The sequence below is a fragment of the Nocardioides sp. B-3 genome, assembly GCF_024703895.1.
Taxonomy (GTDB): domain Bacteria; phylum Actinomycetota; class Actinomycetes; order Propionibacteriales; family Nocardioidaceae; genus Nocardioides.
The window spans coordinates 3,708,117-3,732,559 of record NZ_CP087968.1 but is presented as its reverse complement, the minus strand read 5'-3'; the positions used below and the strand labels follow the sequence as shown (position 1 = coordinate 3,732,559).

The following is a 24,443-nucleotide window of genomic DNA, read 5'->3' as shown; positions in this document are numbered from 1 at the left end:
CAGTCGGCGCGCCGACGAACTCCAGCGCGGCGGCGGTCGGGACGACCGTCACGTCGTGGCCGGACTCGGTGAAGCGGCGCAGCAGCTCGCATGCCTTGTAGGCCGCGATGCCGCCGCTCACCCCGAGGACGACGCGAGGCCGCGCCCCCAGTGGGGACACGGCCTCAGTCGACTCAGTGGTCACACGTCACTCGGCAGCGTTGAACTGCGCCTGCGCCTCGGCGCGGGCGGCCGCGGCAGCGGCCTCCTCGGCGGCGAGCTCGGCGGGGTCGACGTCTTCACAGGTCAGCAGGTCGTCGTTGATCTCGCGCAGCGCGATCGACAGCGGCTTCTCCTGCACGTGGGTGTCCACGAGCGGGCCGACGTATTCCAGCAGGCCCTCGCCGAGCTGGGAGTAGTAGGCGTTGATCTGGCGAGCGCGCTTGGCGCTGTAGAGGACCAGCTTGTACTTGCTGTCGGTCTTGGTGAGCAGGTCGTCGATCGAGGGGTTGGTGACGCCCTCGGCGGCGATGTTGGGGGCAGACACAGCTAGAGCCTCACAGAGTCGAAGAAATGGTCGGTCGACCTACTCACGACAGATCCGGAGCGTCGACCATCATCAAGGCTACCAACTCCTCGGCGGCAGCGTGAACTTCGTGGTTCACCACGGTGACGTCGAACTCGCTCTCGGCGGCCAGTTCGACCCGCGCAGTCTCCAACCGGCGCGCCCGCTCGGAGGCCGTCTCGGTGCCGCGACCGACCAGCCGGCGCTCGAGTTCCTCCCGGGACGGCGGCTTGAGGAACACGAACAGCGCCTCTGGCATCGTCTCTCGAACCTGCCGCGCGCCCTGCAGGTCGATCTCCAGCATCGCCGGGTGGCCGCTGGCCGGGGCGAGGTCGACGGGACCCCGCGGGGTGCCGTAACGGTTGACGCCGTGTACGACGGCCGACTCGAGCAGGTCTCCGCGCTCGGCCAGTGCGTCGAACTCCTCGTCGGAGACGAACCAGTAGTGGACGCCGTTCTCCTCCCCGGGGCGCGGCTTGCGGGTCGTGACGGAGACGGAGATCCACACCTCGGGGTGGTGGCGGCGCACCTCGGCGGCCACGGTGCCCTTGCCGACGGCAGTCGGGCCGGCGAGCACGATCAGTCGCGAGCGTCGAGGAGGATCGATCTCGCTCAAGACGGCTCTTGCGGGCCGAACTCGCGCTCCAGCGCTGCGACCTGCTTGATGCCGAGCCCCCGGACGCGGCGGCTCTCGGCGATGCTGAGCCGCTCCATCACCTGCTTGGCGCGGACCTTGCCCAGACCGGGCATCGACTGCAGCAGCTCGACGACACGCATCTTGCCGATGACCTCGTTCTCGCGCCCCTCGCGCAGGACGTCGACGATCGAGGCGCCAGAGTTCTTGAGGCGGTTCTTCACCTCGGCACGCTCTCGGCGTGAGGCCGCAGCCTTGTCGAGGGCGGCCGGAGCTGCGCGGGCGTGAGTGGGGGCAAGGCCACGAAATCGGTTCCTCTGTCGGTCGGGCTGGACGTGCGCGTCAATCTAGTCAGAGTGCTGCTCGGCAGGCAATCGGCACCCCGTCCGTCTCACGCTCCCCCGGCGGCTACTGGCTCAGTGGCGTCTTGCACACGTCGAGGGCCTGCTGCTCGATCCCGGCCATGGCCGCCACCGTCGCTTCATCCCCCAGATCCGCGCTGCGCCTCGGATTGCCGCGCGTTCCGCGGCGGGAAGGCCGTCCGGGGTCGTCTTCGGGTCGTACGTCGACGGGTCGACGCCCGCCTCATCGAGGGCGCTCTGAAGTGCCTCGATCCGGCCGATCACCCGGCTCCATTCGTCGCGAAGATCACGTGGCGCCTCGTCCCGCAGCTCGGCGTATGGGCCGAGGAGCTCGAAGACCGCGCCCGGCTCGGTGCTCGCGGCCGGGTCGCTCAGCACGACCCGGTGCTCCTTCACGGACTCGCAGTAACCGCCGGTCCCGTCCTCGGAGCAGGCCGTCAGCACGACCGCCGCCACTCCGAGCGCAACCCAGATCCTCATGCGTCTCCCAGCGCCGCGACGGCGTCGTTGCCGCGCAGGGCCGCTTCGCGCAACGCCGCGACGTCGGGGCCGGCCCGGAGCACGTCTCGCGAGGAGCTCGGGAGCACGTTGCGGGCAGCCGCGCCGAAGATCCGCTTGAGGTCCTCGACGGTGCCGCCCCGGGCGCCGAAGCCGGGAGCGAGCACCGGACCGTTGAAGTCGAGCCGTTCGTCGCTGCTGCCGATGGTGGCACCGATGACCGCGCCGAAGTCGCCGAGCGGGGTGGCGTCGGCGTTGAGGTGCGCCGGGTGGTCCAGCACCACACCCGCCACCGTGCCCTCGGACGTGCGGGCGTGCTGCACCTCCGCACCCTCCTTGTTCGAGGTCAGCGCGAGCACGAACACCCCGGCCTCGAAGCGGCGGGCGGTCTCGATCATCGGGTCGAGCGGAGCCGAATCCGAGGAAGGGGCTGGCGGTGATCGCGTCGGACGCGAGCGGCGAGGCGGGGTCGAGGTAGGCGTCGGCGTAGGCCCGGCTGGTCGAGTCGATGTCGCCCCGCTTCACGTCCAGCAGCACCAGCGCGCCCGCGGCGCGGGACTCGGCGATCACCCGCTCGAGCACGGCGACACCGCGCGATCCGAAGCGCTCGTAGAAGGCGCTCTGCGGCTTCACCACGCTCACGTGGGGCGCGACCGCCTCGACGACGGTGAGGGCGAACTTCTCCAGCCCGGCCACGTCGTCGCCGAGCCCCCACTCCTGCAGGAGTGCGGAGTGCGGGTCGATGCCGACGCAGAACCTCCCGCGGGTGTTCATCGCGTCGTGCAGTCGTGCGCCGAAGGTCATGCTGTGTCCTCTGCTGTCAGGGCTGCGCGCACCCGCGCAACCGTGGTCGGATCATGCAACAGGGCGGTGCCGATCTGCACGGAACTCGCACCCGAGGTCGAGGAAGCGGCGAGCGTCGGCGACGGTGCTGATGCCGCCGCCCCCGATCACCGCGACGTCGGGAAGCTCCGTCAGGACCGCGGCGACGCAGCGCAGCGCGATCGGGCCGATGGCGGGGCCGGTCAGGCCGCCGGGGCGACCGTCGGGCATGGCAGCGGGAACGGCGTTGCCGATCACGACGGCCGTGGCGCCCGCGTCGACCACCCCGCGCGCACCCTCCACGATGCGCGACAGGTCGGGTCGCAGCTTCGCGAGCACCGGCAGGTCGCCGGGGAACTCGCGGCGGACCGCCCCCACGACGCTGGCCGCGTGGTAGGGCTCGCGCACGTCGAACAGGTCCTCGCCCACCCGGGTCGGGGGGCGCCGACGTTGATCTCCAGTCCCGCGACGCCGGGCGCGCGACTCAGGCGGCGCGCGAGGTCGGCGTACTCCCCCATCGTCGAGCCGGCGATCGAGACGAAGACCCGCACGCCCGCCCGGACCAGCCACGGCAGCTCGGTGGCCGGGAAGTGCTCGAGGCCGGGGTTCTGCAGCCCGATCGCGTTGACCGGGCCGCTCGGGGTCTCCACGACCCGGGGCGAGGAGCCGCCGGGGCGCGGGTCGAGGGTGATGGATCGGGTGACGAAGTCGAGACCGACCAGATCGGCGTACGCCGCGAGCTCGCGCCCGGTGCCACCGCAACCGCTCGCGACCATCACCGGACCGGGCAGGGTGCTCATGACAACGACTCCCAGTCGACCCGGTCGCCGCGGAAGACCGGACCGTCGACGCAACCACGCACGACCGGGAGGCGCCGTCCTCGGCGATCACCGCGACCGGGCAGCCCCGGCACAGGCCGGTGCCGCACGGCATCGGCGTCTCGAGCGCCACCGGCTCCGGGCGCCCCGCTGCTCGGCGGCGGACGCGACGGCGCGCAGCATCTCTCGCGGGCCGACGGCATAGACGACGTCGGCGTCCGCGCGTTCGAGGATCCCGCCGATCTGTGAGGGTACGGCGCCGCGAACACCCACGGAGCCGTCGCCGGTGATCACGGTGACGGCGCGGGCGGGACCGTCGCGCCTCGAGGGCGGACAGCAGCCGGGACTCGTCAGGCGCGGAGACCACGAGGTTGACCGCGCAGCCGCGTTCGCGGAGTCGCTCGGCCAGCGGGAACAGAGGCGCCGCGCCGTGGCCGTCGCCCACGAGCACGCACGTCACGGGCTCCCGGGGCAGCGCGAACGGCCGCCCCGGGGGGCCGGTGACCTCGAGCCGGGCGCCGACGGGGCGCTCGGCGAGCCAGTGCTGCCCGGGCCCGTGGCGCTGACGACGACGTCGAGGGTCGGACCGAAGGCGCCGGACTCCTTGACGCGGTGGATCCAGAGGGCGCGGCGCGCGAGGCGGCCGTCCCGGACGCTGACGGCCACGAAGTTGCCCGCCCGGAATCGGTGCGGGATGCCGGGGGCGGTGATCGTGAGGTGCCGGTAGGCACCGGCCTTCTTCGTCGCCAGCACTTCGCCGGTGACGTGGAGGGGGCCGCGATCCTCAGCCAAGCGCACTCGCGATCGACCGGGGCCACCACGGACCCTCGTAGATGAACGCGGTGTAGCCCTGCAGCAGCGTCGCGCCCGCCTCGAGCCGCTCACGGGCGTCGGCGGGCGTGGTGATGCCGCCGACCCCGATCAGGGTCAGGTCGTCGCCGACACGGCCGCGCAGCGCTCGCATGACGTCGTTGGCGCGGGCCGTGAGCGGACGCCCGGAGAGACCGCCGGCGCCGATCGCCTCGACCTTGGCGGCGTCGGACCGCAGGCCGGCTCGGCTGATGGTGGTGTTGGTGGCAATGATCCCGTCCAGCCCCGGGGCCATGGCGAGGTCGGCCACTGCGAGCACGTCGTCGTCGCTCAGGTCGGGCGCGATCTTGACGAGCAGCGGCACGCGATCGGCCGTGTGCCGGTCGGCCTCCCTGCGGACGGCGCTCAGCAGCGGCTCGAGCTTCTCGACGGCCTGCAGATCCGCGCAGACCCGGTGTGTTGGGCGAGCTGACGTTGACGACGAGGTAGTCGGCGTACGGCGAGAGCAGGCGGGTGCTCTTCTCGTAGTCGGCGATCGCGTCTTCCTCGGCCACGACCTTGGTCTTGCCGATGTTGACTCCGAGGACGGGTCCGGGGCGTCGTCCGCGGGCCTTGAGCCGTGCGGCGACCACCTCGGCACCGTCGTTGTTGAAGCCCATCCTGTTGATCACCGCGCGGTCGGCGGGCAGGCGGAACAGTCGCTTCGGCGGGTTGCCGGGCTGCGGCTCTCCGGTGACGGTCCCGATCTCGACGTGCCCGAAGCCCGGGGCACCAGAGCGCGTCGATGCCGACGGCGTTCTTGTCGAAACCGGCCGCCAGTCCGAGCGGATGGGCGAACGTCAGCCCCATGGCCGTGACCGGCGAGGAGCTCGGTCGCGGAAGCCGCTTCGTGACGGGCGCCCCGAGGCGGATCGCCGCGAACGCCGCGTGGTGCGCCCGCTCAGGATCGGTCCGGGTCAGCACGTGGTCGAAGAGCAACCGGTAGGGCGAGCTCACCGGGCGCCGCTCGCGCCGTGAGCCGCCCATTCCTGCAGGGACCGCACCCCGATGTCACCGCGACGCACGGCCGCGATGCCCCGGACCGCGGCTGCCAGACCCCGGACGGTGGTGATGCACGGGATGCCGGCCAGCACGGCCGCCGCGCGGATCTCGTAGCCGTCCACCCGGGCGTCACTTGCTGAGCCGTTGGGGGTGTTGACGATCAGGTCGATCTCGCCGTCGAGAATCATCTGGACGGAGGTCTTCTGCCCCTCGGGTCCCGCCCCCTCGAAGTGCTTGCGGATGATCGTCGAGGGGATCCCGTTGCGGCGGAGCACCTCGGCGGTGCCTTGAGTGGCGAGGATCTCGAACCCGTAGTCGACCAGCACCCGGGCCGGGAAGATCATCGTCCGCTTGTCCCGGTTGGCGATCGAGATGAAGACCTTGCCCGTCGTCGGCAGCGCTCCGTAGGCCGCGGCCTGCGACTTGCTGAACGCCGTACCGAAGTCGGCGTCGAAGCCCATCACCTCGCCGGTCGACTTCATCTCGGGGCTGAGCACGGTGTCCACGAACTTGCCCTCCGGCGTGCGGAAGCGGTTGAAGGGCAGCACCGCCTCCTTCACCGCGATCGGGGCGTCGGCGGGCAGGTCGCCACCGTCTCCCGTCGCGGGCAGGATGCCGGCCGCGCGCAGCTGGGCGATCGATTCCCCCATCATCACCCGGGAGGCAGCCTTGGCCAGTGAGGTCCCGGTGGCCTTGGAGACGAACGGGACGGTGCGCGAGGCGCGCGGGTTGGCCTCGAGGACGTAGAGCACGTCCGAGCCGAGCGCGAACTGGATGTTGATCAGGCCCCGGACGCCGACGCCGCGGGCGATCCCCTCGGTGGCCGCTCGGATCCGCTGGATCTCGGCGGCTCCCAGCGTGATCGGAGGCAGCGCGCACGACGAGTCGCCGGAGTGGATCCCGGCCTCCTCGATGTGCTCCATCACGCCGCCGAGGAAGAGCTCGTCGCCGTCGAAGATGGCGTCGACGTCGATCTCGACCGCGTCGTCGATGAACCGGTCCACCGGGACCGGGCGATCCGGGCTGATCTCGGTCGCGCCCTCGATGTAGGACTTGAGCTGGTCGTCCGAGTAGACGATCTGCATGCCGCGGCCACCCGGGACGTAGGACGGTCGCACGAGGACGGGGTAGCCGATGGTGTGAGCGATCTCCCGGGCGTCCTCGTAGGAGACGGCCGTGCCGTGCTTGGGCGCGACCGGGCCGGCCGCCGCGAGCACCCGGCCGAAGGCACCCCGCTCCTCGGCGAGCTCGATCGCCTCCGGCGACGTGCCGACGATCGGCACACCGGCATCCTGCAGACCCACGGGCCGGGCCCAGCGGCGTCTGGCCACCGAGCGTGGCGATGACCCCCGCGATCGGGCCGGCGGCCAGCTCGGCGTGATAGATCTCGAGCACGTCCTCGAGCGTCAACGGCTCGAAGTAGAGACGATCGGCGGTGTCGTAGTCGGTCGAGACCGTCTCCGGGTTGCAGTTGACCATGATCGTCTCGTAGCCGGCCCGGCTCAGCTCCGGGGGCCGCGTGGACGCACGAGTAGTCGAACTCGATGCCCTGACCGATCCGGTTGGGGCCCGAGCCGAGGATCAGCACCGCAGGCTTCGTGCGGGGCAGGACCTCGGTCTCCTCGTCGTAGGAGGAGTAGTAGTAGGGCGTCTTGGCAGCGAACTCGGCGGCGCAGGTGTCGACCGTCTTGTAGACCGGGCGGACGCCCGCGTCGTAGCGGATCTGGCGGACCTCGGCCTCGGCGAGGCCACGGATGCCCGCGATCTGCGCGTCGGAGAAGCCGTGGCGCTTGGCGAGGCGCAACGTGGCTGCGTCGAGCGACACCGCGGCCGCGACCTCCGGGGCCACCTCGTCGATCAGGAAGAGCTGGTCGACGAACCACGGGTCGATCTTCGTGGCCTCGAAGATCTCCTCCCGGGTCGCGCCGGCGCGGACGGCCTGCATGAGCTTCTGCACGCGTCCGTCGTGCGGGCGCCGGATCTCCTCGAGCAGGGCGAACTTGTCCCCCGTCGCCCCCGTCCAGTGGAAGGGGGCGGCCTTGTCCTCCAGCGAGCGCAGCGCCTTGTTGAACGCCTCGGTGAAGTTGCGACCGATCGACATCGCCTCGCCGACCGACTTCATGTGCGTGGTCAGGGTCGTGTCGGCGGTCGGGAACTTCTCGAACGCGAACCGCGGCACCTTGACGACCACGTAGTCGAGCGACGGCTCGAACGAGGCGGCCGTGGCGGTGCCTGCCTCGGTCATCGTGATGTCGTTGTCGATCTCGTCGAGGGTGTAGCCGATCGCCACCTTGGCCGCGATCTTGGCGATCGGATAACCGGTCGCCTTCGACGCCAGCGCGCTCGACCCGGAGACCCGCGGATTCATCTCGATGACGATGACCCGCCCGTCGGCCGGGTTGACGGCGTACTGGATGTTGCAGCCGCCGGTGTCGACGCCCACCTCGCGGATGATGTCGATGGCCGGGTCACGCAAGTGCTGGTATTCGCGGTCGGTCAGCGTCATCGCCGGGGCGACGGTGATCGAGTCACCGGTGTGCACGCCCATCGGGTCGAAGTTCTCGATCGAGCAGATGATCACGACGTTGTCGGACTTGTCGCGCATCACCTCCAGCTCGTACTCCTTCCAGCCGATGATCGACTCCTCGATCAGCACCTCGGTCGTCGGAGAGGCAGCCGGGCCGGCACCGGCGATGCGGTGCAGGTCCAGCGGGCTGTAGGCGATGCCGGAGCCGGTGCCGCCCATGGTGAAGGACGGCCGGATGACGACCGGGTAACCGAGCTCGACCGTCGCCTTCTCGCAGTCGTCCATCGTGTGGCACACGAAGGAGCGGGCGACCTCCCCACCCACCTTCCGCACGATCGCGTTGAACAGCTCGCGGTTCTCACCGCGGTGGATCGCCTCGAAGTTGGCCCCGATCATCTCGACGCCGTACTTCTCCAGCACACCGTTCTCGTGCATCGCGATCGCGGCGTTGAGGGCCGTCTGCCCGCCCGGGGTCGGCAGGATCGCGTCGGGCCGCTCCTTGGCAATCACCATCTCGACGAACTCCGGGGTGATCGGCTCGACATAGGTGGCGTCGGCGAACTCGGGGTCGGTCATGATCGTGGCCGGGTTGGAGTTGATCAGGATGACCCGCAGGCCCTCCGCCTTGAGGACCCGGCACGCCCGGGTGCCTGAGTAGTCGAACTCGCAGGCCCGGCCGATGATGATCGGGCCGGACCCGATGACCGGGACGGACTTGATGTCGTCGCGCTTCGGCATGTCAGGCCGTCCCTTCCATCAGGTCGAGGAATCGGTCGAAGAGGTAGGCCGCATCGTGCGGGCCGGCCGCCGCCTCGGGGTGGTACTGCACTGAGAAGCTCTTCAGCTTTCCCTCGGCGTCGCGGAGCTCGAGACCCTCCACCACGTCGTCGTTGAGGCAGACGTGACTGACGGACGCTTCGCCGTACGGCGTCGTGGTGGTGCCCTCCAGCGGAGCGTCGACAGCGAACCCGTGGTTGTGCGCGGTCACCTCCACCTTGCCGGTGGTGCGGTCCATCACGGGCTGGTTGATGCCGCGGTGGCCGTACTTCAGCTTGTAGGTGCCGAAGCCGAGCGCGCGGCCGAAGAGCTGGTTGCCGAAGCAGATGCCGAAGTAGGGGACCTCGCGTTCGAGCGCGGCCTGCAGCAGCTCGATCTGGCCGGTGGTGGCCGCCGGGTCGCCCGGGCCGTTGGAGAAGAAGAGCCCGTCGGGACTGACCGCGAGCACGTCCTCGATGGTCGAGCTGGCGGGGAGCACGTGCACCTCGATGCCGCGCGGCCATCATCCGCGGGGTGTTGGCCTTGATGCCCGGGTCGACGGCGGCGACCGTGAAGCGTTTCTCGCCGATCGCCGGCACGACGTAGGCCTCCTGCGTCGACACCGCCTCGGAGAGGTTGGCGCCGGTCATCTCGCCGGTCTCGAGCACGCGGGCCAGCAGCTTGCGGGCGTCGGTCTCGGTCGTGGAGATCCCCACCCGCATGGCACCGCGCTCACGCAGGTGGCGGGTCAGCGCGCGGGTGTCGATGTCGCTGATGCCGACGACGCCCTGCTGGCGCAGCTCGTCGTCCGGGCTGCGCTGGGAGCGCCAGTTGGACGGCACGCGCGGGATCGCGGACGACGCAGCCGGCGACCCAGATCTTGCGGGACTCCGGGTCCTCGTCGTTCATGCCGGTGTTGCCGACGTGCGGGGCCGTCATCACGACGACCCGGCGGTGGTAGCTGGGATCGGTGAGCGTCTCCTGATAGCCGGTCATGCCGGTGGAGAACACTGCTTCGCCGAAGGTCTCCCCCTCGGCGCCGAAGGCGTATCCGGTGAAAGACCGCCCGTCCTCGAGGACGAGCAGCGCAGGCGCGTGAAGGCAACGCCGTACCTCCTTCTCCGCCTCACAGGACGGATCGTTAAAGGATGTTCGAGCGGTGCCGATCCTATCAGCGTCCGGACGACCCGACCGACCGGTCCACGCGGTGCAGGTCCAACCATTCGGCCGGGGAGTCGAGCTCGGCGTCGACGGCCGCGCGGCGCTCCCGACCGAACGGCTCGTCCTCGTGGACGGCGTTGACCACGAAGAGGTCGCCCTTCCGGTCGGCGGTGGCGTCGACCTTCCCGACCAGCCGGTCCCCGTCGAGGATCGGCATCGCCCAGTAGCCCCAACGTCTCTTCGCCGCGGGCTTGTACATCTCCAGCTGGTAGTCGAACTCGAAGATCTCCGCCATCCGCTTGCGGTCGAAGACGAGGCGATCGAGCGGGCTCAGCAGCGCGACCCGCGGTGCCAGCTCTACGTCCGGGTAGGCCGGGTCGACGCGCCACGTCCCGCGCACACCCTCGATCACCGCGGGCTCCCCCACCTCCCCGACGTCGTTGGGCTCGTTGGGCGCTGCGGCCGCCCGACCCCGCGCGATCCCGAGCGATCTCAGACGACGCACGCCGCGTGTGTGCATCGCCTCGGCCAGCGGCACGACCGGTTCGTCAGGATAGACACGCTCGGCCGGGTCCCAGAGCTTGTCGCGCCCTTCGTAGCCGACCGGGGCGATCTCGCCACGCTCGACCATCCGGTCGAGCAGCATCCGCACGTTGCGGTCGTTGTTCCAGCCGCTCGACTCCCACGGCACGAGCGTGGTGTCGGGGAAAGGACTTCGAGGTCAGCGGCCCCTCGTCCTCGAGCTTGTCGAGGATGTCGCGGCGGGTGTCGTCGTTGGCCTCGACCCAGTCGCGTACGTCGACCTGCCAGTCCTTCAGCTCACCGGGACCGGGCCGGGCGGCCATCTCGGCGCGGTAGAGCTTCAGGTCGGCGGCCGGCCTCAGCATCGAGTGCAGCTCGATCAGGGAGCCGTCGGCGACGGCGTCATCGACGTCGCGCGGTCGACTCGTCGTCCCGAGCCGGGACCGGGTGACGACCCGGGCACTCGGCGCGACCGCCGCCGTCGGCTCGGCCTGCAGCAACGTGAGGTGGGAGACCATGTCGTCGAAGTCGGTCGGCCGCTCGCCTGACAACAGCTGGGCGAGGACGGCGATCCGGCGGGCGTCGGCCCGGGTGAGCTCGTGCGTCATGCGGCGAACCTCAGTAGAGGCCCTTGGCGTAGTTCTCCGGCCGGTAGTAGTCGTCCAGCTCCGCGAGCGTCTTGTCCGGCTGGGGCTCCAGCTCCCGGGCGATCACGGCCCGGCGTGGGACGACGGCCTCAGGGGCCCACGACTCCGGCTCCCAGAGCCGCGAGCGCATGAACGCCTTGCCGCAGTGGAAGAAGACGGTCTCGATCTCAACGACGAGGGCCGGGACCGGTCGTTGCCCGCGCACCGCCATCTCGTCGAAGAACGACGCGTCGCTGACCAGCCGCGCCCAGCCGTTGACCCGCAGCGTGTCGGCACGGCCCGGGATGACGAAGTTGAGACCGACGTAGGGGTTGGCGATCACGTTGCGGTAGCCGTCGACCCGCTTGTTGCCCGGTCGCTCGGCCAGCGCGATGGTCCGCTCGTCGAGGACGTGCACCAGCTGTCCCGCCGGGTCGCCCTTGGGGCTGGCATCGCATCGCCCGTCCGCGTCAGCAGTCGCGAGCACGCAGAACGGCGACGCAGCCAGCCATGCCCGGTCGATCTCGGTGAGCGCAGCGCGCTCCTTGTTGGCGGCCCGTTCCCCGGGAACGCCCACCACCGTCTCCAGCTCCGCGACGGTCGTGATCTCGGCCCATTCGGTCATGGGCGCCACGCTACCCATCAGAGTCGAGTGATGGGCCACACCGCAGATGGAGCCGCTTCATCACTCGACTCGAAGAATCAGGACGTGAGCGCGCCTTCGCGCACGGTCACGCGTCCGCCGTACACCGTGTGCACGACGCGGGAGGTGAGTGCCCGACCGTGCCACGGGTTGTTGCGCGAGAGCGACACCGAGTCGGCGCGATCGATCGTCACGGACGCGGACGGGTCGACGAGGACCACGTGCGCGGGAGTGCCGACGTCGAGCGAGCCGTGCCCGGGCAGGCCGGCGATGCGGGCCGGGTTGGTCGACATCACGCGGGCCACGTCGGTCCACGCCGGGTCGGGCAGCGCGGTCCGGACGACGGCGAGGGCGGTCTCCGGGCCGAGCATCCCGAAGGCCGCGTCGACGAAGGCGTGTTCCTTGTCGTGGCGCGCGTGCGGTGCGTGGTCGGTCGCGACGGCGTCGATCGTGCCGTCGGCGAGCGCCACGCGCAGCGCTGCCACGTCCTCGGCGGGGCGCAGCGGTGGGTTGACCTTGTACGTCGGGTCGTAGCCCTCGAGCAGGTCGGTGGTGAGGAGCAGGTGGTGCGGCGTGACCTCCGCGGTGACGTCGATCCCCTGCGCCTTCGCCCACCGGAGCACCTCGACGGAGCCGGCCGTCGAGACGTGCGCGACGTGGACGCGGGAACCGGTGTGGCGCGCGAGCATCACGTCGCGGGCCACGATCACCTCCTCGGCGATGCCGGGCCACCCGGGCAGCCCGAGACGACCGGAGATCTCGCCCTCGTGGCAGCACGCGGCCGGGCCCGCCGGGGTGGGGTCCCGGGCGTGCTGGGACACGACGCCACCGAAAGCCTTGACGTATTCGAGCGCCCGGCGCATCACCCGCGCGTCGTGGACGCACTTGCCGTCGTCGGAGAAGACCCGCACCCGGGCGCGGAGCGCGCCATCAGCCCGAGCTCGGCGAGCTCCTCGCCGGCCAGTCCCTTGGTGACGGCACCGACGGGCTGTACGTCGACCAAGCCGGCCTCGCGACCGAGGTCGAAGACGCGCAGGGCGGCCTCGGCGGTGTCGGTCACCGGCGACGTGTTGGCCATCGCGAGCACCGCCGTGAAGCCACCCATCGCCGCGGCCCGCGACCCGGTCAGGATCGTCTCGGCGTCCTCGCGGCCCGGCTCGCGCAGGTGCGTGTGCAGGTCGACCAGACCGGGCAGCGCGACGAGACCGTCCGCATCGAGCGTCTCGGCCCCTGCGGGCGCCTCGGCCACGAGCAGGCCGGCGTCGTCGACGTACAGATCCTGCGTCTTCTCCCCCAGCACCTTGGCGCCGGTGATGATCAGGGACATCAGGATTCCTCTCCCGCAAGCAGGTGGTAGAGCACGGCCATGCGCACCGCGAGGCCGCTGGAGACCTGTTCGAGCACGGCCGACTGGGCGGCGTCGGCGGCGTCGGCGGCGATCTCGAGGCCGCGGTTCATCGGGCCGGGGTGGCAGATCGGGGCATCGGGCTTGAGCACCCTGAGCCGGTCGCGGGTGAGGCCGTAGCCCACGGTGTACTCCCCCGCGGACGGGAAGTAGCCGCCCGACATCCGCTCCTTCTGGACCCGCAGCATCATCACCGCGTCGGCGTCGGGCAGGACGTCGTCGATGTCGTAGGACGTCGCGAACCCGGCCTCCTTGGACCACGGGCCGATCCCGCTGGGCATCAGCGTGGGCGGCGCCACCACCGTCACGTGCGCGCCCAGCTTGGTCAGGCACAGGACGTTGGAACGGAAGACCCGGCTGTGAGTCAGGTCGCCGATGATGGCGACGTGCTTGCCGTCGAGCGAGCCCGAGGCGGCGCTGCAGCGTGTAGGCGTCGAGCAGAGCCCGGGTGGGGTGCTCGTGCATGCCGTCGCCGGCGTTGATGACAACCGCGTCGACCCATTCGGAGACCTGCTGGGCCGCGCCGGACGCGGGGTGGCGGATCACGAGGCCGTCGACGCCCATCGCGCAGACGGTCAGCACGGTGTCGCGCAGCGACTCGCCCTTGGAGGCGGACGACCCCTTGGCGGAGATGTTGATGACGTCGGCCGAGAGCCACTTGCCGGCGATCTCGAAGGACGAGCGCGTGCGCGTCGAGTCCTCGAAGAACATGTTGATGACGGTGCGGCCGCGCAGGGCCGGGAGCTTCTTGACCTCGCGCTTCTGCACGTCGTGCATGTCGGCAGCGGTCTCGAAGATCTCCTGGATCTGGTCCGGCGAGACGTCGTTGATGGAGAGCAGGTGCTTCACGAGATGGTCACCTCGTCGATGTCGTCGGACTCGGCGAGCCGGACGCTGACGCGCTCGGAGCGGGCGCTGGGGAGGTTCTTGCCGACGTGGTCGGCGCGGATCGGCAGCTCGCGGTGGCCACGGTCGACCAGCACTGCCGGGCGTACGGCGCTGGGCCGGCCGAGGTCCGCAAGGGCATCGAGCGCGGCGCGGATCGTGCGGCCGGAGAACAGCACGTCGTCGACGAGCACCACGACCTTGTCGTCGATGCCGACGGTCGGGATCACGGTCTTGTGCGCCCGGCGGGTGGGCTGCTTGCGCAGGTCGTCGCGGTACATCGTCACGTCGAGCTCGCCGACCGCGACCGCGGCACCTTCGACGCTCTGGATGCGCTCGGCGATCCGGTGCGCGAGCGGCACACCGCGGGTGTGCAGTCCGAGGAGGACGAGATCTTCGGCGCCCTTGTTGCGCTCGAGGATCTCATGGGCGATGCGGGTCAGTGCCCGGGCGATGTCACCCCGGTCGAGCACGATGCGAGGGTCGGCCGCGTTGGTCTGCATGCCATTGACCTCCTTCTCCGCCTCACAGGACGGATCGTTAAAGGATGTCGAACGGCGCAGAGGCTACCAGCCGTGGTTGGTGTCGGAGTTCCCCAGTAAGCGACAGAGTCCCCGCCTAAGCGGCGACTCTGTCGCTTCTGGCCCGTTGCAGAGGCTGTTGCTGTTTGATTTCGGTACGTCGGCGCGTGGGGATGGCGGCGATGGCGGTGTTGAGGGTCGTCGGCCGGGCGCGCGCCCGGCCGATCTCGTCAGGTGGCCAGTGCTGCGGTGGTGTGGCGGTGGAGCTTGAGCAGGTTCACGACTGCGGCGGCGAGGTTGAGTTCGCTGGTGGCCGCGGCGAGTCCTCGGCGGCTGAAGCGGCGTAGTCCGGTCTGGTCTTTGAGGTGTGCGTTGACTGGTTCCGCGGTTGCGCCGCGGTGGGCGTAGGCGGCGAGTCCTTCGGGTGTCTTCATCTGGTGCCGCATGCGTTCGAGCGGGGCTCGCGTCGGGCGGTGGTGGGCCGGTCCGCGGGTCGTCGGCGGCCTCGTCGGCGAGTCGTCGGTCCTTGCCGGTGGCGATGAGCCGGTTGGGTCCGGGGGCGGTGAGGTTGTCCATCGAGCAGTAGCCGGCATCGGCCGGGACCAGCCCGATCTCATCGTCACCGCCGTCGTCGGCTCGTGTGTGGGCGATGGTCCTCGCGGCGCTCTGGGCTGCGTTCATCATCGGTTGCAGGCAGTCCATGTCGGTGGGCGCCCGGGGTCAGCATCAGCGCCGGGATCAGGTGGTCGGCGGTGACCGCGAGCTGGGCGTTGTAGCCCTGCACCCAGCCCGTACGCGTGTTCATGACCCGGCTCTGCGGGTCGGTCAAGTTCGCCTTCCGGGTGCTCGCACGGCCCATGCTCTTGCGGGGGTGGGGAGCCGCGGTGGCCGCGCGACGCTCAAGGGCTGCCAGCCGCTCGCGCAGCCGGCGGACCTTCCATGACACCAACTGTGGCCGTTGCCCGCTGGGGCGGCGCGTGCCGTGGGTGCGAGCCGCTTCCCGGACGCCCTCCCGGGCCGCGACCCGTGCCGCGGCCTCCCGCTCGGCCGCGGCAAGTTCCTCACGCAGGGCCGCGGCCCGGACCTGCCGGGTTTGTGCGCGTCGCTCGGCCTCATCGGCGGCTTCCTCGGCCTGCTTGGTCTTCTCCTTCTCGATCTCGGCCAGCGCGGCCTTGATCGCGGCCGCGCGGGTGGCCGGGTTGGCGAACTCGGGGGCCAGCTCATCACCGTGCTTGTCGCCGTACAGCTCGTCCTCGGCCGCGTCGGCCGCGGCAGCCTCGGCGGCGATCTGGCGGGCGATCCGGTCGGCCTGAGCGCGCAGTGAGTCCTCGGCCCGGTTGGCGAAGATCGAGGCGTTCGCGGCGATCTTGGTGCCATCGATCGCGACCGTGCCGAGTCTGCCCATCCCGGCCTGCCCGCACAGCACCAGCACCTGCGCGAACACCTCAGCGAACCGGTCCTCATGGGTCGCGCGGAACCGGGAGATCACCGTATGGTCGGGCACATCGCGCCCGCACAACACCCGGAACGCCACGTGCTCACCGCACAGCGTCTCGATCCGTCGCGAGGAACGTTCCCCGACCGCGTAGGCATAGACCAGCACTCCCAGCAGCAGGTCCGGATCGAACGCGCGGCGCCCCGGACCGACCTTCGGGTGCCGGGCATGGAAACCGCTTGTGTCGAGCTCCTCCACGACCCCCAACACGAACCACACCGGGTGATCCTCCGGCAACCACTCACGCAACGAGGGAGGCATCAGAAACTGCTGATCACGATCAACCGGACGATACGAACGAGCCATGGCCCCAGTATTTCGGCACAGCGCTCAGAGGTCACGTACCCGGACCGGCGATTTAGCAACAGCCTCTGCAACGGCCAACTAGTGCAGGAGTCCCCGCGTAAGCGGGGACTCCTGCACCTGACGACTTTGTGCCCGGTCAGCGCTCCATGATCGCGACGACGCCCACGCCGCCGGCGGCGCAGATCGAGATCAGGCCACGGCCCGAGCCCTTCTCCGCCAGCTCGTGCGCGAGCGTGTTGATGATCCGACCGCCGGTCGCGGCGAACGGGTGCGCCGCGGCCAGCGAGGAGCCGTTGACGTTCAGCTTCGCGCGGTCGATCGAGCCGAGGGGCGCGTCGAGGCCGAGACGCTCCTTGCAGAACACCGGGTCCTCCCACGCGGCGAGCGTGGAGAGCACCCGGGAGGCGAAGGCCTCGTGGATCTCGTAGAAGTCGAAGTCCCGGAGCTTCAGTCCGGCGCGAGCCAGCATGCGCGGTACGGCGTAGGCGGGAGCCATCAACAGTCCCTCGTTGCCGTTGACGTAGTCGACGGCCGCGGTCTCGTACTCCGTGAGGTAGGCGAGCACCGGGAGCTTGTGCTCCTTGGCCCAGTCGTCGGACGAGAGCAGCACGGCCGAGGCGCCGTCGCTGAGCGGCGTCGAGTTGCCGGCCGTCATGGTCGCGGCCTCGCCCCTTGCCGAAGACCGGCTTGAGGGTGGCGAGCTTCTCGACGTTGGAGTCGGCGCGCAGGTTGTTGTCACGCTCGACGCCGCGGAAGGGCGTGATCTGGTCCGTGAAGAAGCCACGGTCGTAGGCCGCCGCCATCTTCTGGTGCGACGACGCGGCCAGCTCGTCCTGCGCCTCGCGGGTGATGCGCCACTCCAGCGCGGTCAGCGCGGCGTGCTCACCCATCGAGAGGCGGGTGCGGGGCTCGCCGTTCTGCGGGACCTCGATGCCGATGTCGCCGGGGCGGATCGCACCGAGCGCCTTCAGCTTGCTCGGGGTGTCCTTGGCCATGTTGACCTTCATCAGCTTCTTGCGCAGCTTGTCGCTGATCGCGACGGGAGCATCGGAGGTGGTGTCGGTGCCACCGGCGATGCCGGAGTCGATCTGGCCGAGCGCGATCTTGTTGGCGACGGTGATCGCGGCCTGCAGGCCGGTGCCTGCAGGCCTGCTGGATGTCGGTCGCGGGGGTCTCGGGCGACAGCTTCGAGCCGAGCACCGACTCGCGGGTGAGGTTGAAGTCGCGCGAGTGCTTGAGCACGGCGCCGGCGACGACCTCCCCGACGGTCTGGCCCTCGAGGCCGAAGCGGGTGACGAGCCCGTCGATGGTGGCGGTCAGCATCTCCCGGTTGGAGACGCCGGCGTAGACGCTGTTGGACCGGGCGAACGGGATCCGGTTGCCGCCGAGGACGGCGACGCGGCGGGTCTTGGCCTGCATGTGGGCTCCTGTGACTGACGACTGGTGTGCGCGGCGGATACTGCCAGCGCGGCTCCTATCCTTGCTCGCAACACCCCATGCTGGGAATGCAATGAGCGCCACATCACGAAATGTGGACACAGAGTTACACCACTTGTTACAACTTTCCCACACACTCTTTGACTCCCCGGAGGATCCACACCCATGAGCGACCGTTACCGGGGCTTCGTGTCCTCTCCCATCGGCAAGCTGCTGGTGAAGAACCTCGGCCTCCCCAGCCCCACGCGTCTTGAGCGGTACGTCGACGGCGCGCCGCTCGTCCGGGGCACCGTCGTCCCGGGCGGCCGGGGCCGGCTCAGCGCCCAGCTGCCCACCGTGCTCGACGGACTCGGCATCGCCTCCACCACCGCCACGGCCGATGGCGAGAAGTACAAGGGTCTCGTCTTCGACGCGACCGGCATCACCGACGCCGAGGGTCTGATCGCCCTCCGGGAGTTCTTCACCCCGCTGCTGCGCAGCCTCGACACCTGCCCGCGCGTCGTCGTCCTCGGCACCACGCCCGAGTCGGTCAAGGGCTCGGAGCGGGTCGCCCAGCGCGCGCTCGAGGGCTTCACCCGCTCGCTCGGCAAGGAGCTCGGCAAGGGCGGCACCGTCCAGCCTCGTCTACGTGACGAAGGGCGCCGACTCGGCACTGGCCTCGACGCTCGCGTTCTTCCTCTCCCCCAAGTCGGCCTACGTCTCCGGCCGGCCGGGTCGTGCGCATCGGCGCCCACCGGGAGAAGAAGGCCGAAGCGGTGACCGACTGGGCCCGCCCGCTCGAGGGCAAGGTGGCCCCGGTCACCGGCGCGAGCCGCGGCATCGGCGAGCAGATCGCCCGGGTGCTGCACCGCGACGGTGCGAAGGTCGTCGGCGTCGACGTACCCGTGCCGCCAGCGAGCTCCGGGCGCTGATGAAGGAGCTCGACGGCGACTACCTCACCCTCGACATCACCGCGAAGGACGCACCGCACGCGTCGCGCACCACCTCGCCACCGAGCACGGCGGGGTCGACATCGTCGTGCACAACGCCGGCATCACGCGCGACAAGAAGCTCGCCAACATGGCCGAGGACCGCTGGTCCAGCGTGATCGGGGTCAACCTCACCGCCCCCGAGCGGATCACCCGCGCGCTGCTCGACGAGAAGGTCGTCAACGACAACGGTCGGATCATCGGCGTCGCGTCGATCGCCGGCATCGCCGGCAACGTCGGCCAGACCAACTACGCCGCCTCCAAGGCCGGCGTCATCGGCTTCGTCGACTCGCTCGCCGACGACCTCGGTCGCGGCATCACGATCAACGCCGTCGCGCCCGGTTTCATCATCACCGCCATGACCGCGGCCGTGCCGTTCGCCACCCGCGAGGTCGGCCAGCGCCTCAACGCGCTCAGCCGGGGCGGCCTGCCGGTCGACGTGGCCGAGGCCATCGCGTGGTTCGCCTCCCCGGATCGACGGCCGTCAACGGCAACGTCGTGCGGGTGTGCGGCCAGATGATGCTGGGCGCCTGATGCAGGCCAAGCAGCTGTCGGGAACGCCCGGCGGACTCAGCACCCTGCTCAAGGCGGCGCTTCCGGTCGTGCCCGGCGTCAACCAGCTGCCCGGCGTGAAGAAGTCCTCGGCGAAGACCTTCACCGGCCTCTCCTACGCCCGCACCGGCGTCGAGGCCACGCGCAGCGACGTCGATGCGTACGCCGCCGTGTGTGGGTTCCCCCGCAAGGACACCGTCCCCCTGCCCTACCCGCACATGCTGGCGTTCCCGCTGCACATGGCGATCATGAGCGACCCGGCGTTCCCCTACCCGGCCATCGGCATGGTCCACCCGGAGAACACCATCACGGCCCACCGTGCGATCGCGGTCGGCGAGGTGCTCGACCTGACCACGGCTGTCGCGGCACCGCGGGCTCACGCCAAGGGTGCGCTGCTCGACTTCGTGACCACCGTGACGAGCGGCGGCGACGTCGTGTGGGAGTCGACATCGACGTACCTCCGTCGAGGCGGCAAGCCCGACGGTGAGCCCGACGCCGGCCCGGCCATCGCCGATGCCCCGACCGGTGGCGTGGAGTGGAAGCTGCCCGCCGACCTCGGTCGCACCTACGCCGGGGTCTCGGGTGACCACAACCCGATCCACCTCTACCCGCTGACCGCCAAGGCGCTGGGGTTCCCCGCCAGATCGCCCACGGCATGTGGACCAAGGCCCGCAGCATCGCGGCCATCGAGAACCGCCTGCCCGACGCGGTGACCGTCGAGGTCGCCTTCAAGAAGCCGGTCTTCCTGCCGGGCACGGTGGCCTTCGCCGACCGCCTCGACGGTGGCACGCACACGTTCTCGCTGACCAACCCGAAGGACGGCTCGCCGCACCTCGTGGGTCGCGCGACGCCTGCCTGACGGCGGTCAGCCTCGGGGCAGCCCGAACTCGATCGTCGTGGCGGCGAAGCGGGAGGCGAACTCCTCGGGCAACACGCTCTGCGCGGAGAACAATGCCTTTCCCTGCGTGAAGGTGGCCGTGGACGGCGTCCAGACGCCCACGTCGGTGGTCCCGTCGCCGTCCCAGTCTCCCGCAACGGGCAGGTCGCCGGGCACGCCGAGCGCGAGGGGTGCGGTCAGCACGGCCGCTTGCATCGACGAGGCGCAGCGTGAAGGTCGCGGTCGCCCGGTCGTAGACGCCGAGGTCGGTCACGCCGTTGCCGTCCCAGTCGCCGGAGACGGGCAGGTCGTCGACGTCGCCCAGCAGCACGGTGGCCGACGAACCGTCCGCCATCCGCTGGTAGAAGGTGCCTTGGCTGGCGCGGAAGACACCGACATCGTCGGTGCCGTTGCCGTCCCAGTCGCCGGCGACCACGCGGTCCGAGGCAGCTCCGTAGCGGACCTTGACGATCCCGGTGGGCGTCTGCAGGCGGAACTTGCCCTTCTTCGCCCGGAAGATGCCGACGTTGATCGCGCCGTCACCGTCCCAGTCGCCCACGACCGGCTCGTCGGTGGCGTTGCCGAACGCCAGCACCCGCGCACCCGCCGGGTCGTTGACCACGAACGCCGACTTCTTGCCGCGGCGATAGACCGCGACCTCGGAGATCGCGTCGCCGGTGAAGTCACCGGCGATCGGGACGTCGACGCAATTGAACGAGGTGATGCTGCCGTAGAAGTAGGGCACGCCCCCCGAAGGCCGAGGCGACGACGGACTTGTCCCCGGCGCTCCTCGAAGTGCAGGTGCGCGCCGTGGGAGTTCCCGGTGTTGCCGACCGTGCCGACGAGCGCGCCCCCGGTCGACGTACTGCCCGAGGACGACGTTGACGGCGTCGAGGTGGCCGTAGACCGAGCTCTCGCCGTTGCCGTGGTCGATCACGACGTGGTGACCGTAGCCGCGGGAGCCGGTCGGCTCGGCGGTGGTGACGGTGCCGGAGGCCGACGCGACGACCGTGTCGCCCTCGTCACCGGAGCGGTTCCAGTCGATCGCGCGGATGGAGGGCGAGTGGCTGCCGCGGGTGGACCCGGTCCGAGTCTGGCCGCACGGGAAGGGCACCCGGTGCGGTGTCAGGGGTACGGCGAACGCGACCGATCCCGTGAAGAGCACGAGCGTCAGCCCGGCGAGAGCGGTGGCGGACGCCGCGGGCAGGCGTCGTCGAGCAGGGGTCTTCACGGCGCGGTCGGTCTCTCTGGGCGATCGGGAGCAGGAGATGTGGGCCGCACCGGGGAAGGAGTCACAGACGCCACACGAGTGCTCACACGTAACCACGCCGTCGGCGTGTCTGTCCGCGGAATGCACGGATATGAACCAAATGGGTGCTAGGCGATGACCCGGATCAGGCCCTCCCGGGCCACGCTGGCCACGAGCGTCCCGTCCCGGGTGAAGACCCGCCCCATCGCCAGCCCGCGACCGCCGTGCGCCACCGGAGAGACCTGGTCGTAGAGCCACCACTCGTCCGCCCGGAAGGGCCGGTGGAACCAGATGGCGTGGTCGAGCGAGGCGGGCATCAGGCGCGAGGAGTTGATGTGGATGCCGTGGGGCGTCAGGGTCGCGCCCAGCAACGTCAGGTCGGTGGCGTAGGTGAACGCCGCCGAGTGCACCACCGGATCGTCGCCGAGGTGGTCGGCCACCTGCAGCCAGAGCTGGGCGCGGGCCGGGTGGTCGGGGTCGGCGGGCAGACCCATGGCACTGGTGCCGACATAGCGGACGTCGAGGGCGGACCACTCGCGCTCCCACTCCGCGACGGACTCGGGGCTGTGCGACCGCGCGATGTCCATCATCGAGACACCCATCTCGGGCGGCGGGACGTCGGGCATCCGGTCCCGGTGGTCGAGACCGTCCTCGGGCACCCTGGAAGTTGGCGGTCATGAAGTAGATCGGGCGCCCGTGCTGGCGGGCCATCACCCGGCGGGTGACGAAGGAGCGCCCGTCACGGATCCGCTCGACGTCGTAGATGATCGGCACGGCCGTGTCACCGGAGTCGCAGGAAGTAGGAGTGCATCGAGTGCATCACCATGCCGTCCTCGACGGACCGGGTCGCGGCGGCGACGGCCCGGGCAGCGACCCGGCCCCCGAAGACGCGCTGGCGAGACGTGCGGGCCTGCTGCCCGCGGAAGAGGTCGACGTCGAGGTCCTCGAGCTGCAACAGCTCGAGCAGCTCGGTGGCAGAGGACGGCATCAGCCCTCCGGGGGTGTCGTCGTCGCGGCGGTCGAGGCCGGCCGGGAACTGCTCGAACTGGCGCCCGATCTCGTCACCAGTCGGCATCGGCTCGTCGTCGGCCAGCAGGGACGAACCGTTGGACTCGGCCTCGCGGAAGGCGTCGTACTGCTGCTCGAGGCCCTGCACGACGGCGCCCACGTCGTCGTGGGACTCGAGGTAGGTGGCGATCTCCGCCTCGGTGATCTCGCCGGCGGCGCGCACCTCGCTGAGGTCGATCGTGAGCCGGCCACCGATCTCCAGCTGCTCCAGCAGCACGACCGCGGCCCGGGGGTAGGCCATCTGAGCGAGGTAGTGCGGGATGTGCGCGACGAACCCCATGGCGGGGTGGCCCCACTCCCCGAGGCGGATCTCGAGCAGCGCCCGGGCGCTGGCCGGGACCCGCAGCTCACCGCTCCACGGACTGGGCCCGGTCACCAGCTCGGGCTGGTTGGCGTGTGGGGTGATCGCGATCGGGCGGGTGTGCGGCACGGCCATCGGGACGGAGCCCGGGCTCACCACTCGGCGTACGTCGAAGCGCTCGACCACCTCGCGCACGGCCCGGGCAAATCCCTCCCAGCGGATGTCGGGCTCCGGCCCCGCGCAGCAGCAGGAAGGGGGTGCCGCCGGTGTCGCGCAGCGCCTGCACGACGAGCCGGGGCGGCTCGTAGTCGGCGTAGTGGTCACGCACGAACGACACGGGTGGTCGGCGGGCGCGGTAGTCGTGCAGGGAGTCCACGTCGAAGGTCGCCACGACCCGCCCCTCCCCCGGGCTCTCGAGGTGCTGGGCGGCGAGCTCTGCGGACTTGCCGGCGTCGAGGAAGCCCGAGAGCACGACGACGAGCGTCAGCTCGGAGGCGTCATCGAGGACGTCGCCGGAGTCATCGACGATGTGCACCAGGCGCGTTGGTTCGGACATGCCCCCAGCCTAGTGATCGGCGCCGCGTGACCGGACACACAGGCGGGCCACTGTCCCCCATTGTTACCCGCTGGTAACCTCTGTGCGTCCCGCTCGAACTCCCCCTGCCCCACCGGGAGATCATGTGTCCCGTCAGTTGCGAGAGGTCGTCTTCGTAGACGGCGTGCGCACCCCGTTCGGCAAGGCCAAGGGCCAGTACGCCGAAACGCGCGCCGACGACCTCGTCATCAAGTGCATCAGCGAGCTCATGCGTCGCAACCCGTCCCTCCCGCCCGAGCGGATCGACGAGGTCGCGATCGCGGCGACCACCCAGATCGGCGACCGGGGCCTCACCATCGGCCGGACCGCGGGCATGCTCGCCGGCCTGCCGATCAGCGTCCCCGGCTTCGCGATCGACCGCATGTGCGCCGGCGCCCTCACGGCCGTGACGACCACCGCCGGTGGCATCGCCTTCGGTTCCTACGACGTCGTCATCGCGGGCGGTGTCGAGCACATGGGCCGCCACCCGATGGGCGAGGGCGTCGACCCCAACCCGCGCATCATCTCGGAGAAGATCGTGGACCCCGAGGCGCTCGCCATGGGCAACACGGCGGAGAACCTCCACGACCGCTACCCGGCGATCACCAAGGAGCGCGCAGACGCCTATGCCGTGGCGTCGCAGACCAAGGCCGCCGCGGCGTACGCCGCCGGGCTGATCCAGCCGGACCTCGTCCCCGTCGCCACCCGCTCGGCCGAGGAGGGCTGGGGCCCGGCCACGACCGACGAGCCGATGCGCCCGCAGACGACCATGGAGTCGCTGGCCGGCCTGAAGACCCCGTTCCGCTCGCACGGTCGCGTGACCGCGGGCAACGCGGCGGGCATCAACGACGGCGCCACCGCCTGCATCCCGGCCGCCGAGGACGTCGCCGCCGAGCTCGGTCTCGAGCCCGGGATGCGCCCGGTCTCCTACTCCTTCGTCGGGGTCGAGGCCGAGTTCATGGGTGCCGGCCCGATCCCGGCGACCGAGAAGGCGCTGCGCCCGGCCGGTCTGACCATCGACGACATCGACGGCTTCTGAGA

General features: G+C 70.6%; 26 protein-coding genes and 10 pseudogenes. 5 read left to right on the top strand and 31 right to left on the bottom strand.

Annotation, left to right across the window (positions count from 1 at the left end; genetic code table 11):
- Nucleotides 1–70: 70 nt before the first annotated feature.
- From LP418_RS24745 to LP418_RS34495, 27 genes and pseudogenes are all read right to left on the bottom strand, one after another.
- Nucleotides 71–121, bottom strand: a pseudogene (locus tag LP418_RS24745) (hypothetical protein); the annotation flags it as partial.
- Between the two features lie 66 nt (nt 122–187).
- Entirely contained in the window at nt 188–526 is a 339-nt protein-coding gene (gene rpoZ, locus LP418_RS24740) for a DNA-directed RNA polymerase subunit omega (protein ID WP_010833183.1), read from the bottom strand.
- Between the two features lie 43 nt (nt 527–569).
- Nucleotides 570–1,160 (bottom strand): guanylate kinase, encoded by a 591-nt coding sequence (gene gmk / locus LP418_RS24735; RefSeq protein WP_257954071.1) that lies wholly within the window; start codon nt 1,158–1,160, stop codon nt 570–572.
- Complete coding sequence (gene mihF, locus LP418_RS24730; protein ID WP_010833185.1) at nt 1,157–1,402, bottom strand: integration host factor, actinobacterial type; 246 nt, start codon at nt 1,400–1,402, stop codon at nt 1,157–1,159. Before mihF ends, gmk begins: the two co-directional genes overlap by 4 nt.
- Nucleotides 1,403–1,594: 192 nt before the next feature.
- Nucleotides 1,595–2,020 carry a hypothetical protein gene (locus LP418_RS24725; protein ID WP_257954070.1) on the bottom strand — a complete coding sequence of 142 codons (426 nt, stop codon included), beginning with the start codon at nt 2,018–2,020 and terminating at the stop codon, nt 1,595–1,597.
- A pseudogene (gene pyrF / locus LP418_RS24720) lies at nt 2,017–2,842 on the bottom strand (orotidine-5'-phosphate decarboxylase). The gene LP418_RS24725 and the pseudogene pyrF overlap by 4 nt, the downstream one beginning before the upstream one ends.
- Nucleotides 2,843–2,893: 51 nt before the next feature.
- A complete protein-coding gene (locus LP418_RS34545) occupies nt 2,894–3,205 on the bottom strand; it encodes a hypothetical protein (protein WP_442940322.1) in 312 nt (103 codons plus the stop codon).
- The gene (locus LP418_RS34540) at nt 3,115–3,636 is read right to left on the bottom strand and encodes a hypothetical protein (RefSeq protein ID WP_442940321.1); all 522 of its coding nucleotides are present in this window, start codon (nt 3,634–3,636) and stop codon (nt 3,115–3,117) included. The genes LP418_RS34545 and LP418_RS34540 overlap by 91 nt, the downstream gene beginning before the upstream one ends.
- A gap of 111 nt (nt 3,637–3,747) precedes the next feature.
- A complete protein-coding gene (locus LP418_RS34535) occupies nt 3,748–3,972 on the bottom strand; it encodes a hypothetical protein (protein ID WP_442940005.1) in 225 nt (74 codons plus the stop codon).
- Nucleotides 3,973–4,134: 162 nt separating this feature from the next.
- Complete coding sequence (locus LP418_RS24710) at nt 4,135–4,470, bottom strand: hypothetical protein (protein ID WP_257954068.1); 336 nt, start codon at nt 4,468–4,470, stop codon at nt 4,135–4,137.
- Nucleotides 4,463–4,897, bottom strand: a complete 435-nt coding sequence (locus LP418_RS34530) for a hypothetical protein (protein WP_257957177.1) — start codon at nt 4,895–4,897, stop codon at nt 4,463–4,465. Before LP418_RS34530 ends, LP418_RS24710 begins: the two co-directional genes overlap by 8 nt.
- 97 nt (nt 4,898–4,994) lie before the next feature.
- Nucleotides 4,995–5,234, bottom strand: a pseudogene (locus LP418_RS34525) (quinone-dependent dihydroorotate dehydrogenase); the annotation flags it as partial.
- 246 nt (nt 5,235–5,480) lie between these two features.
- A pseudogene (gene carB, locus LP418_RS24695) lies at nt 5,481–8,794 on the bottom strand (carbamoyl-phosphate synthase large subunit).
- A 1-nt stretch (nt 8,795) separates the two neighbouring features.
- A pseudogene (gene carA / locus LP418_RS24690) lies at nt 8,796–9,898 on the bottom strand (glutamine-hydrolyzing carbamoyl-phosphate synthase small subunit).
- 85 nt (nt 9,899–9,983) lie between these two features.
- Nucleotides 9,984–10,619 carry a DNA glycosylase AlkZ-like family protein gene (locus LP418_RS24685; RefSeq protein WP_257954067.1) on the bottom strand — a complete coding sequence of 212 codons (636 nt, stop codon included), beginning with the start codon at nt 10,617–10,619 and terminating at the stop codon, nt 9,984–9,986.
- Nucleotides 10,522–11,103: a hypothetical protein gene (locus tag LP418_RS24680; protein WP_257954066.1), complete on the bottom strand. Its 582-nt coding sequence runs from the start codon at nt 11,101–11,103 to the stop codon at nt 10,522–10,524. Before LP418_RS24680 ends, LP418_RS24685 begins: the two co-directional genes overlap by 98 nt.
- Nucleotides 11,104–11,113: 10 nt before the next feature.
- Nucleotides 11,114–11,746, bottom strand: a complete 633-nt coding sequence (locus tag LP418_RS24675) for an MSMEG_1061 family FMN-dependent PPOX-type flavoprotein (RefSeq protein WP_257954065.1) — start codon at nt 11,744–11,746, stop codon at nt 11,114–11,116.
- A 77-nt stretch (nt 11,747–11,823) separates the two neighbouring features.
- Nucleotides 11,824–12,675 (bottom strand): dihydroorotase, encoded by an 852-nt coding sequence (locus LP418_RS24670; RefSeq protein ID WP_442940004.1) that lies wholly within the window; start codon nt 12,673–12,675, stop codon nt 11,824–11,826.
- Complete coding sequence (locus tag LP418_RS34520; protein ID WP_442940320.1) at nt 12,627–13,091, bottom strand: amidohydrolase family protein; 465 nt, start codon at nt 13,089–13,091, stop codon at nt 12,627–12,629. Before LP418_RS34520 ends, LP418_RS24670 begins: the two co-directional genes overlap by 49 nt.
- A complete protein-coding gene (locus LP418_RS34515; protein WP_442940319.1) occupies nt 13,091–13,657 on the bottom strand; it encodes an aspartate/ornithine carbamoyltransferase family protein in 567 nt (188 codons plus the stop codon). The genes LP418_RS34520 and LP418_RS34515 overlap by 1 nt, the downstream gene beginning before the upstream one ends.
- Nucleotides 13,647–14,018 (bottom strand): annotated as a pseudogene (locus tag LP418_RS34510) (aspartate carbamoyltransferase); the annotation flags it as partial. The gene LP418_RS34515 and the pseudogene LP418_RS34510, both read right to left, overlap by 11 nt.
- Nucleotides 14,015–14,557 carry a bifunctional pyr operon transcriptional regulator/uracil phosphoribosyltransferase PyrR gene (pyrR, locus tag LP418_RS24660; RefSeq protein ID WP_257954064.1) on the bottom strand — a complete coding sequence of 181 codons (543 nt, stop codon included), beginning with the start codon at nt 14,555–14,557 and terminating at the stop codon, nt 14,015–14,017. The gene pyrR and the pseudogene LP418_RS34510, both read right to left, overlap by 4 nt.
- 248 nt (nt 14,558–14,805) lie before the next feature.
- Entirely contained in the window at nt 14,806–15,168 is a 363-nt protein-coding gene (locus LP418_RS24655; protein ID WP_257957176.1) for a transposase, read from the bottom strand.
- 26 nt (nt 15,169–15,194) lie between these two features.
- Nucleotides 15,195–16,289 (bottom strand): transposase, encoded by a 1,095-nt coding sequence (locus LP418_RS29980; RefSeq protein ID WP_272496291.1) that lies wholly within the window; start codon nt 16,287–16,289, stop codon nt 15,195–15,197.
- A gap of 223 nt (nt 16,290–16,512) precedes the next feature.
- Nucleotides 16,513–17,031 carry a hypothetical protein gene (locus tag LP418_RS34505; RefSeq protein ID WP_257954063.1) on the bottom strand — a complete coding sequence of 173 codons (519 nt, stop codon included), beginning with the start codon at nt 17,029–17,031 and terminating at the stop codon, nt 16,513–16,515.
- A 67-nt stretch (nt 17,032–17,098) separates the two neighbouring features.
- A pseudogene (locus LP418_RS34500) lies at nt 17,099–17,464 on the bottom strand (acetyl-CoA C-acetyltransferase); the annotation flags it as partial.
- Between the two features lie 118 nt (nt 17,465–17,582).
- Nucleotides 17,583–17,795 (bottom strand): annotated as a pseudogene (locus LP418_RS34495) (acetyl-CoA C-acetyltransferase); the annotation flags it as partial.
- A 207-nt stretch (nt 17,796–18,002) separates the two neighbouring features.
- Here LP418_RS34495 and LP418_RS24630 point away from each other — a divergent pair.
- Genes LP418_RS24630 through LP418_RS24615 form a run of 4 tightly spaced genes read left to right on the top strand, consistent with a single transcriptional unit; the run spans nt 18,003 to nt 20,046 of the window.
- Complete coding sequence (locus tag LP418_RS24630; protein WP_257954062.1) at nt 18,003–18,572, top strand: hypothetical protein; 570 nt, start codon at nt 18,003–18,005, stop codon at nt 18,570–18,572.
- Nucleotides 18,569–18,724 (top strand): SDR family NAD(P)-dependent oxidoreductase, encoded by a 156-nt coding sequence (locus tag LP418_RS24625; RefSeq protein ID WP_272496290.1) that lies wholly within the window; start codon nt 18,569–18,571, stop codon nt 18,722–18,724. Before LP418_RS24630 ends, LP418_RS24625 begins: the two co-directional genes overlap by 4 nt.
- Entirely contained in the window at nt 18,669–19,301 is a 633-nt protein-coding gene (locus LP418_RS24620; RefSeq protein ID WP_272496289.1) for an SDR family oxidoreductase, read from the top strand. The genes LP418_RS24625 and LP418_RS24620 overlap by 56 nt, the downstream gene beginning before the upstream one ends.
- Nucleotides 19,302–19,314: 13 nt before the next feature.
- Nucleotides 19,315–20,046 carry a MaoC/PaaZ C-terminal domain-containing protein gene (locus tag LP418_RS24615; protein WP_257954061.1) on the top strand — a complete coding sequence of 244 codons (732 nt, stop codon included), beginning with the start codon at nt 19,315–19,317 and terminating at the stop codon, nt 20,044–20,046.
- A 15-nt stretch (nt 20,047–20,061) separates the two neighbouring features.
- Here the strand turns inward: LP418_RS24615 and LP418_RS31520 are convergent, their stop codons facing one another.
- The 4 genes and pseudogenes from LP418_RS31520 to LP418_RS31505 all read right to left on the bottom strand — a co-directional run bounded on the left by LP418_RS31520 (nt 20,062) and on the right by LP418_RS31505 (nt 23,384).
- Nucleotides 20,062–21,441, bottom strand: coding sequence for a M23 family metallopeptidase (locus LP418_RS31520; protein ID WP_336276131.1), 1,380 nt, complete (start codon nt 21,439–21,441; stop codon nt 20,062–20,064).
- 146 nt (nt 21,442–21,587) lie between these two features.
- Complete coding sequence (locus LP418_RS31515) at nt 21,588–22,118, bottom strand: acyl-CoA thioesterase (protein WP_336275808.1); 531 nt, start codon at nt 22,116–22,118, stop codon at nt 21,588–21,590.
- Between the two features lie 55 nt (nt 22,119–22,173).
- A pseudogene (locus tag LP418_RS31510) lies at nt 22,174–22,233 on the bottom strand (hypothetical protein); the annotation flags it as partial.
- A gap of 7 nt (nt 22,234–22,240) precedes the next feature.
- Nucleotides 22,241–23,384: pseudogene (locus LP418_RS31505) on the bottom strand (PAC2 family protein).
- 163 nt (nt 23,385–23,547) lie between these two features.
- On the opposite strand from LP418_RS31505, the gene LP418_RS24590 reads away from it, so the two are divergent.
- The gene (locus tag LP418_RS24590) at nt 23,548–24,441 is read left to right on the top strand and encodes a thiolase family protein (protein WP_442940003.1); all 894 of its coding nucleotides are present in this window, start codon (nt 23,548–23,550) and stop codon (nt 24,439–24,441) included.
- Nucleotides 24,442–24,443 lie beyond the last annotated feature (2 nt).

Bases quoted from the DNA above. Each gene is read 5' to 3' on its own strand.
- LP418_RS24685 (WP_257954067.1), bottom strand. From the start codon at position 10,619: ATGCTGCTCGACCGGATGGTCGAGCGTGGCGAGATCGCCCCGGTCGGC.
- LP418_RS34520 (WP_442940320.1), bottom strand. From the start codon at position 13,091: ATGTCCCTGATCATCACCGGCGCCAAGGTGCTGGGGGAGAAGACGCAG.
- LP418_RS34505 (WP_257954063.1), bottom strand. From the start codon at position 17,031: ATGACGGCCGGCAACTCGACGCCGCTCAGCGACGGCGCCTCGGCCGTG.
- LP418_RS24615 (WP_257954061.1), top strand. From the start codon at position 19,315: ATGCAGGCCAAGCAGCTGTCGGGAACGCCCGGCGGACTCAGCACCCTG.
- LP418_RS24655 (WP_257957176.1), bottom strand. From the start codon at position 15,168: ATGCCGGCTACTGCTCGATGGACAACCTCACCGCCCCCGGACCCAACC.
- LP418_RS24725 (WP_257954070.1), bottom strand. From the start codon at position 2,020: ATGAGGATCTGGGTTGCGCTCGGAGTGGCGGCGGTCGTGCTGACGGCC.
- LP418_RS24680 (WP_257954066.1), bottom strand. From the start codon at position 11,103: ATGACGCACGAGCTCACCCGGGCCGACGCCCGCCGGATCGCCGTCCTC.
- pyrR (WP_257954064.1), bottom strand. From the start codon at position 14,557: ATGCAGACCAACGCGGCCGACCCTCGCATCGTGCTCGACCGGGGTGAC.
- LP418_RS24675 (WP_257954065.1), bottom strand. From the start codon at position 11,746: ATGACCGAATGGGCCGAGATCACGACCGTCGCGGAGCTGGAGACGGTG.
- LP418_RS34540 (WP_442940321.1), bottom strand. From the start codon at position 3,636: ATGGTCGCGAGCGGTTGCGGTGGCACCGGGCGCGAGCTCGCGGCGTAC.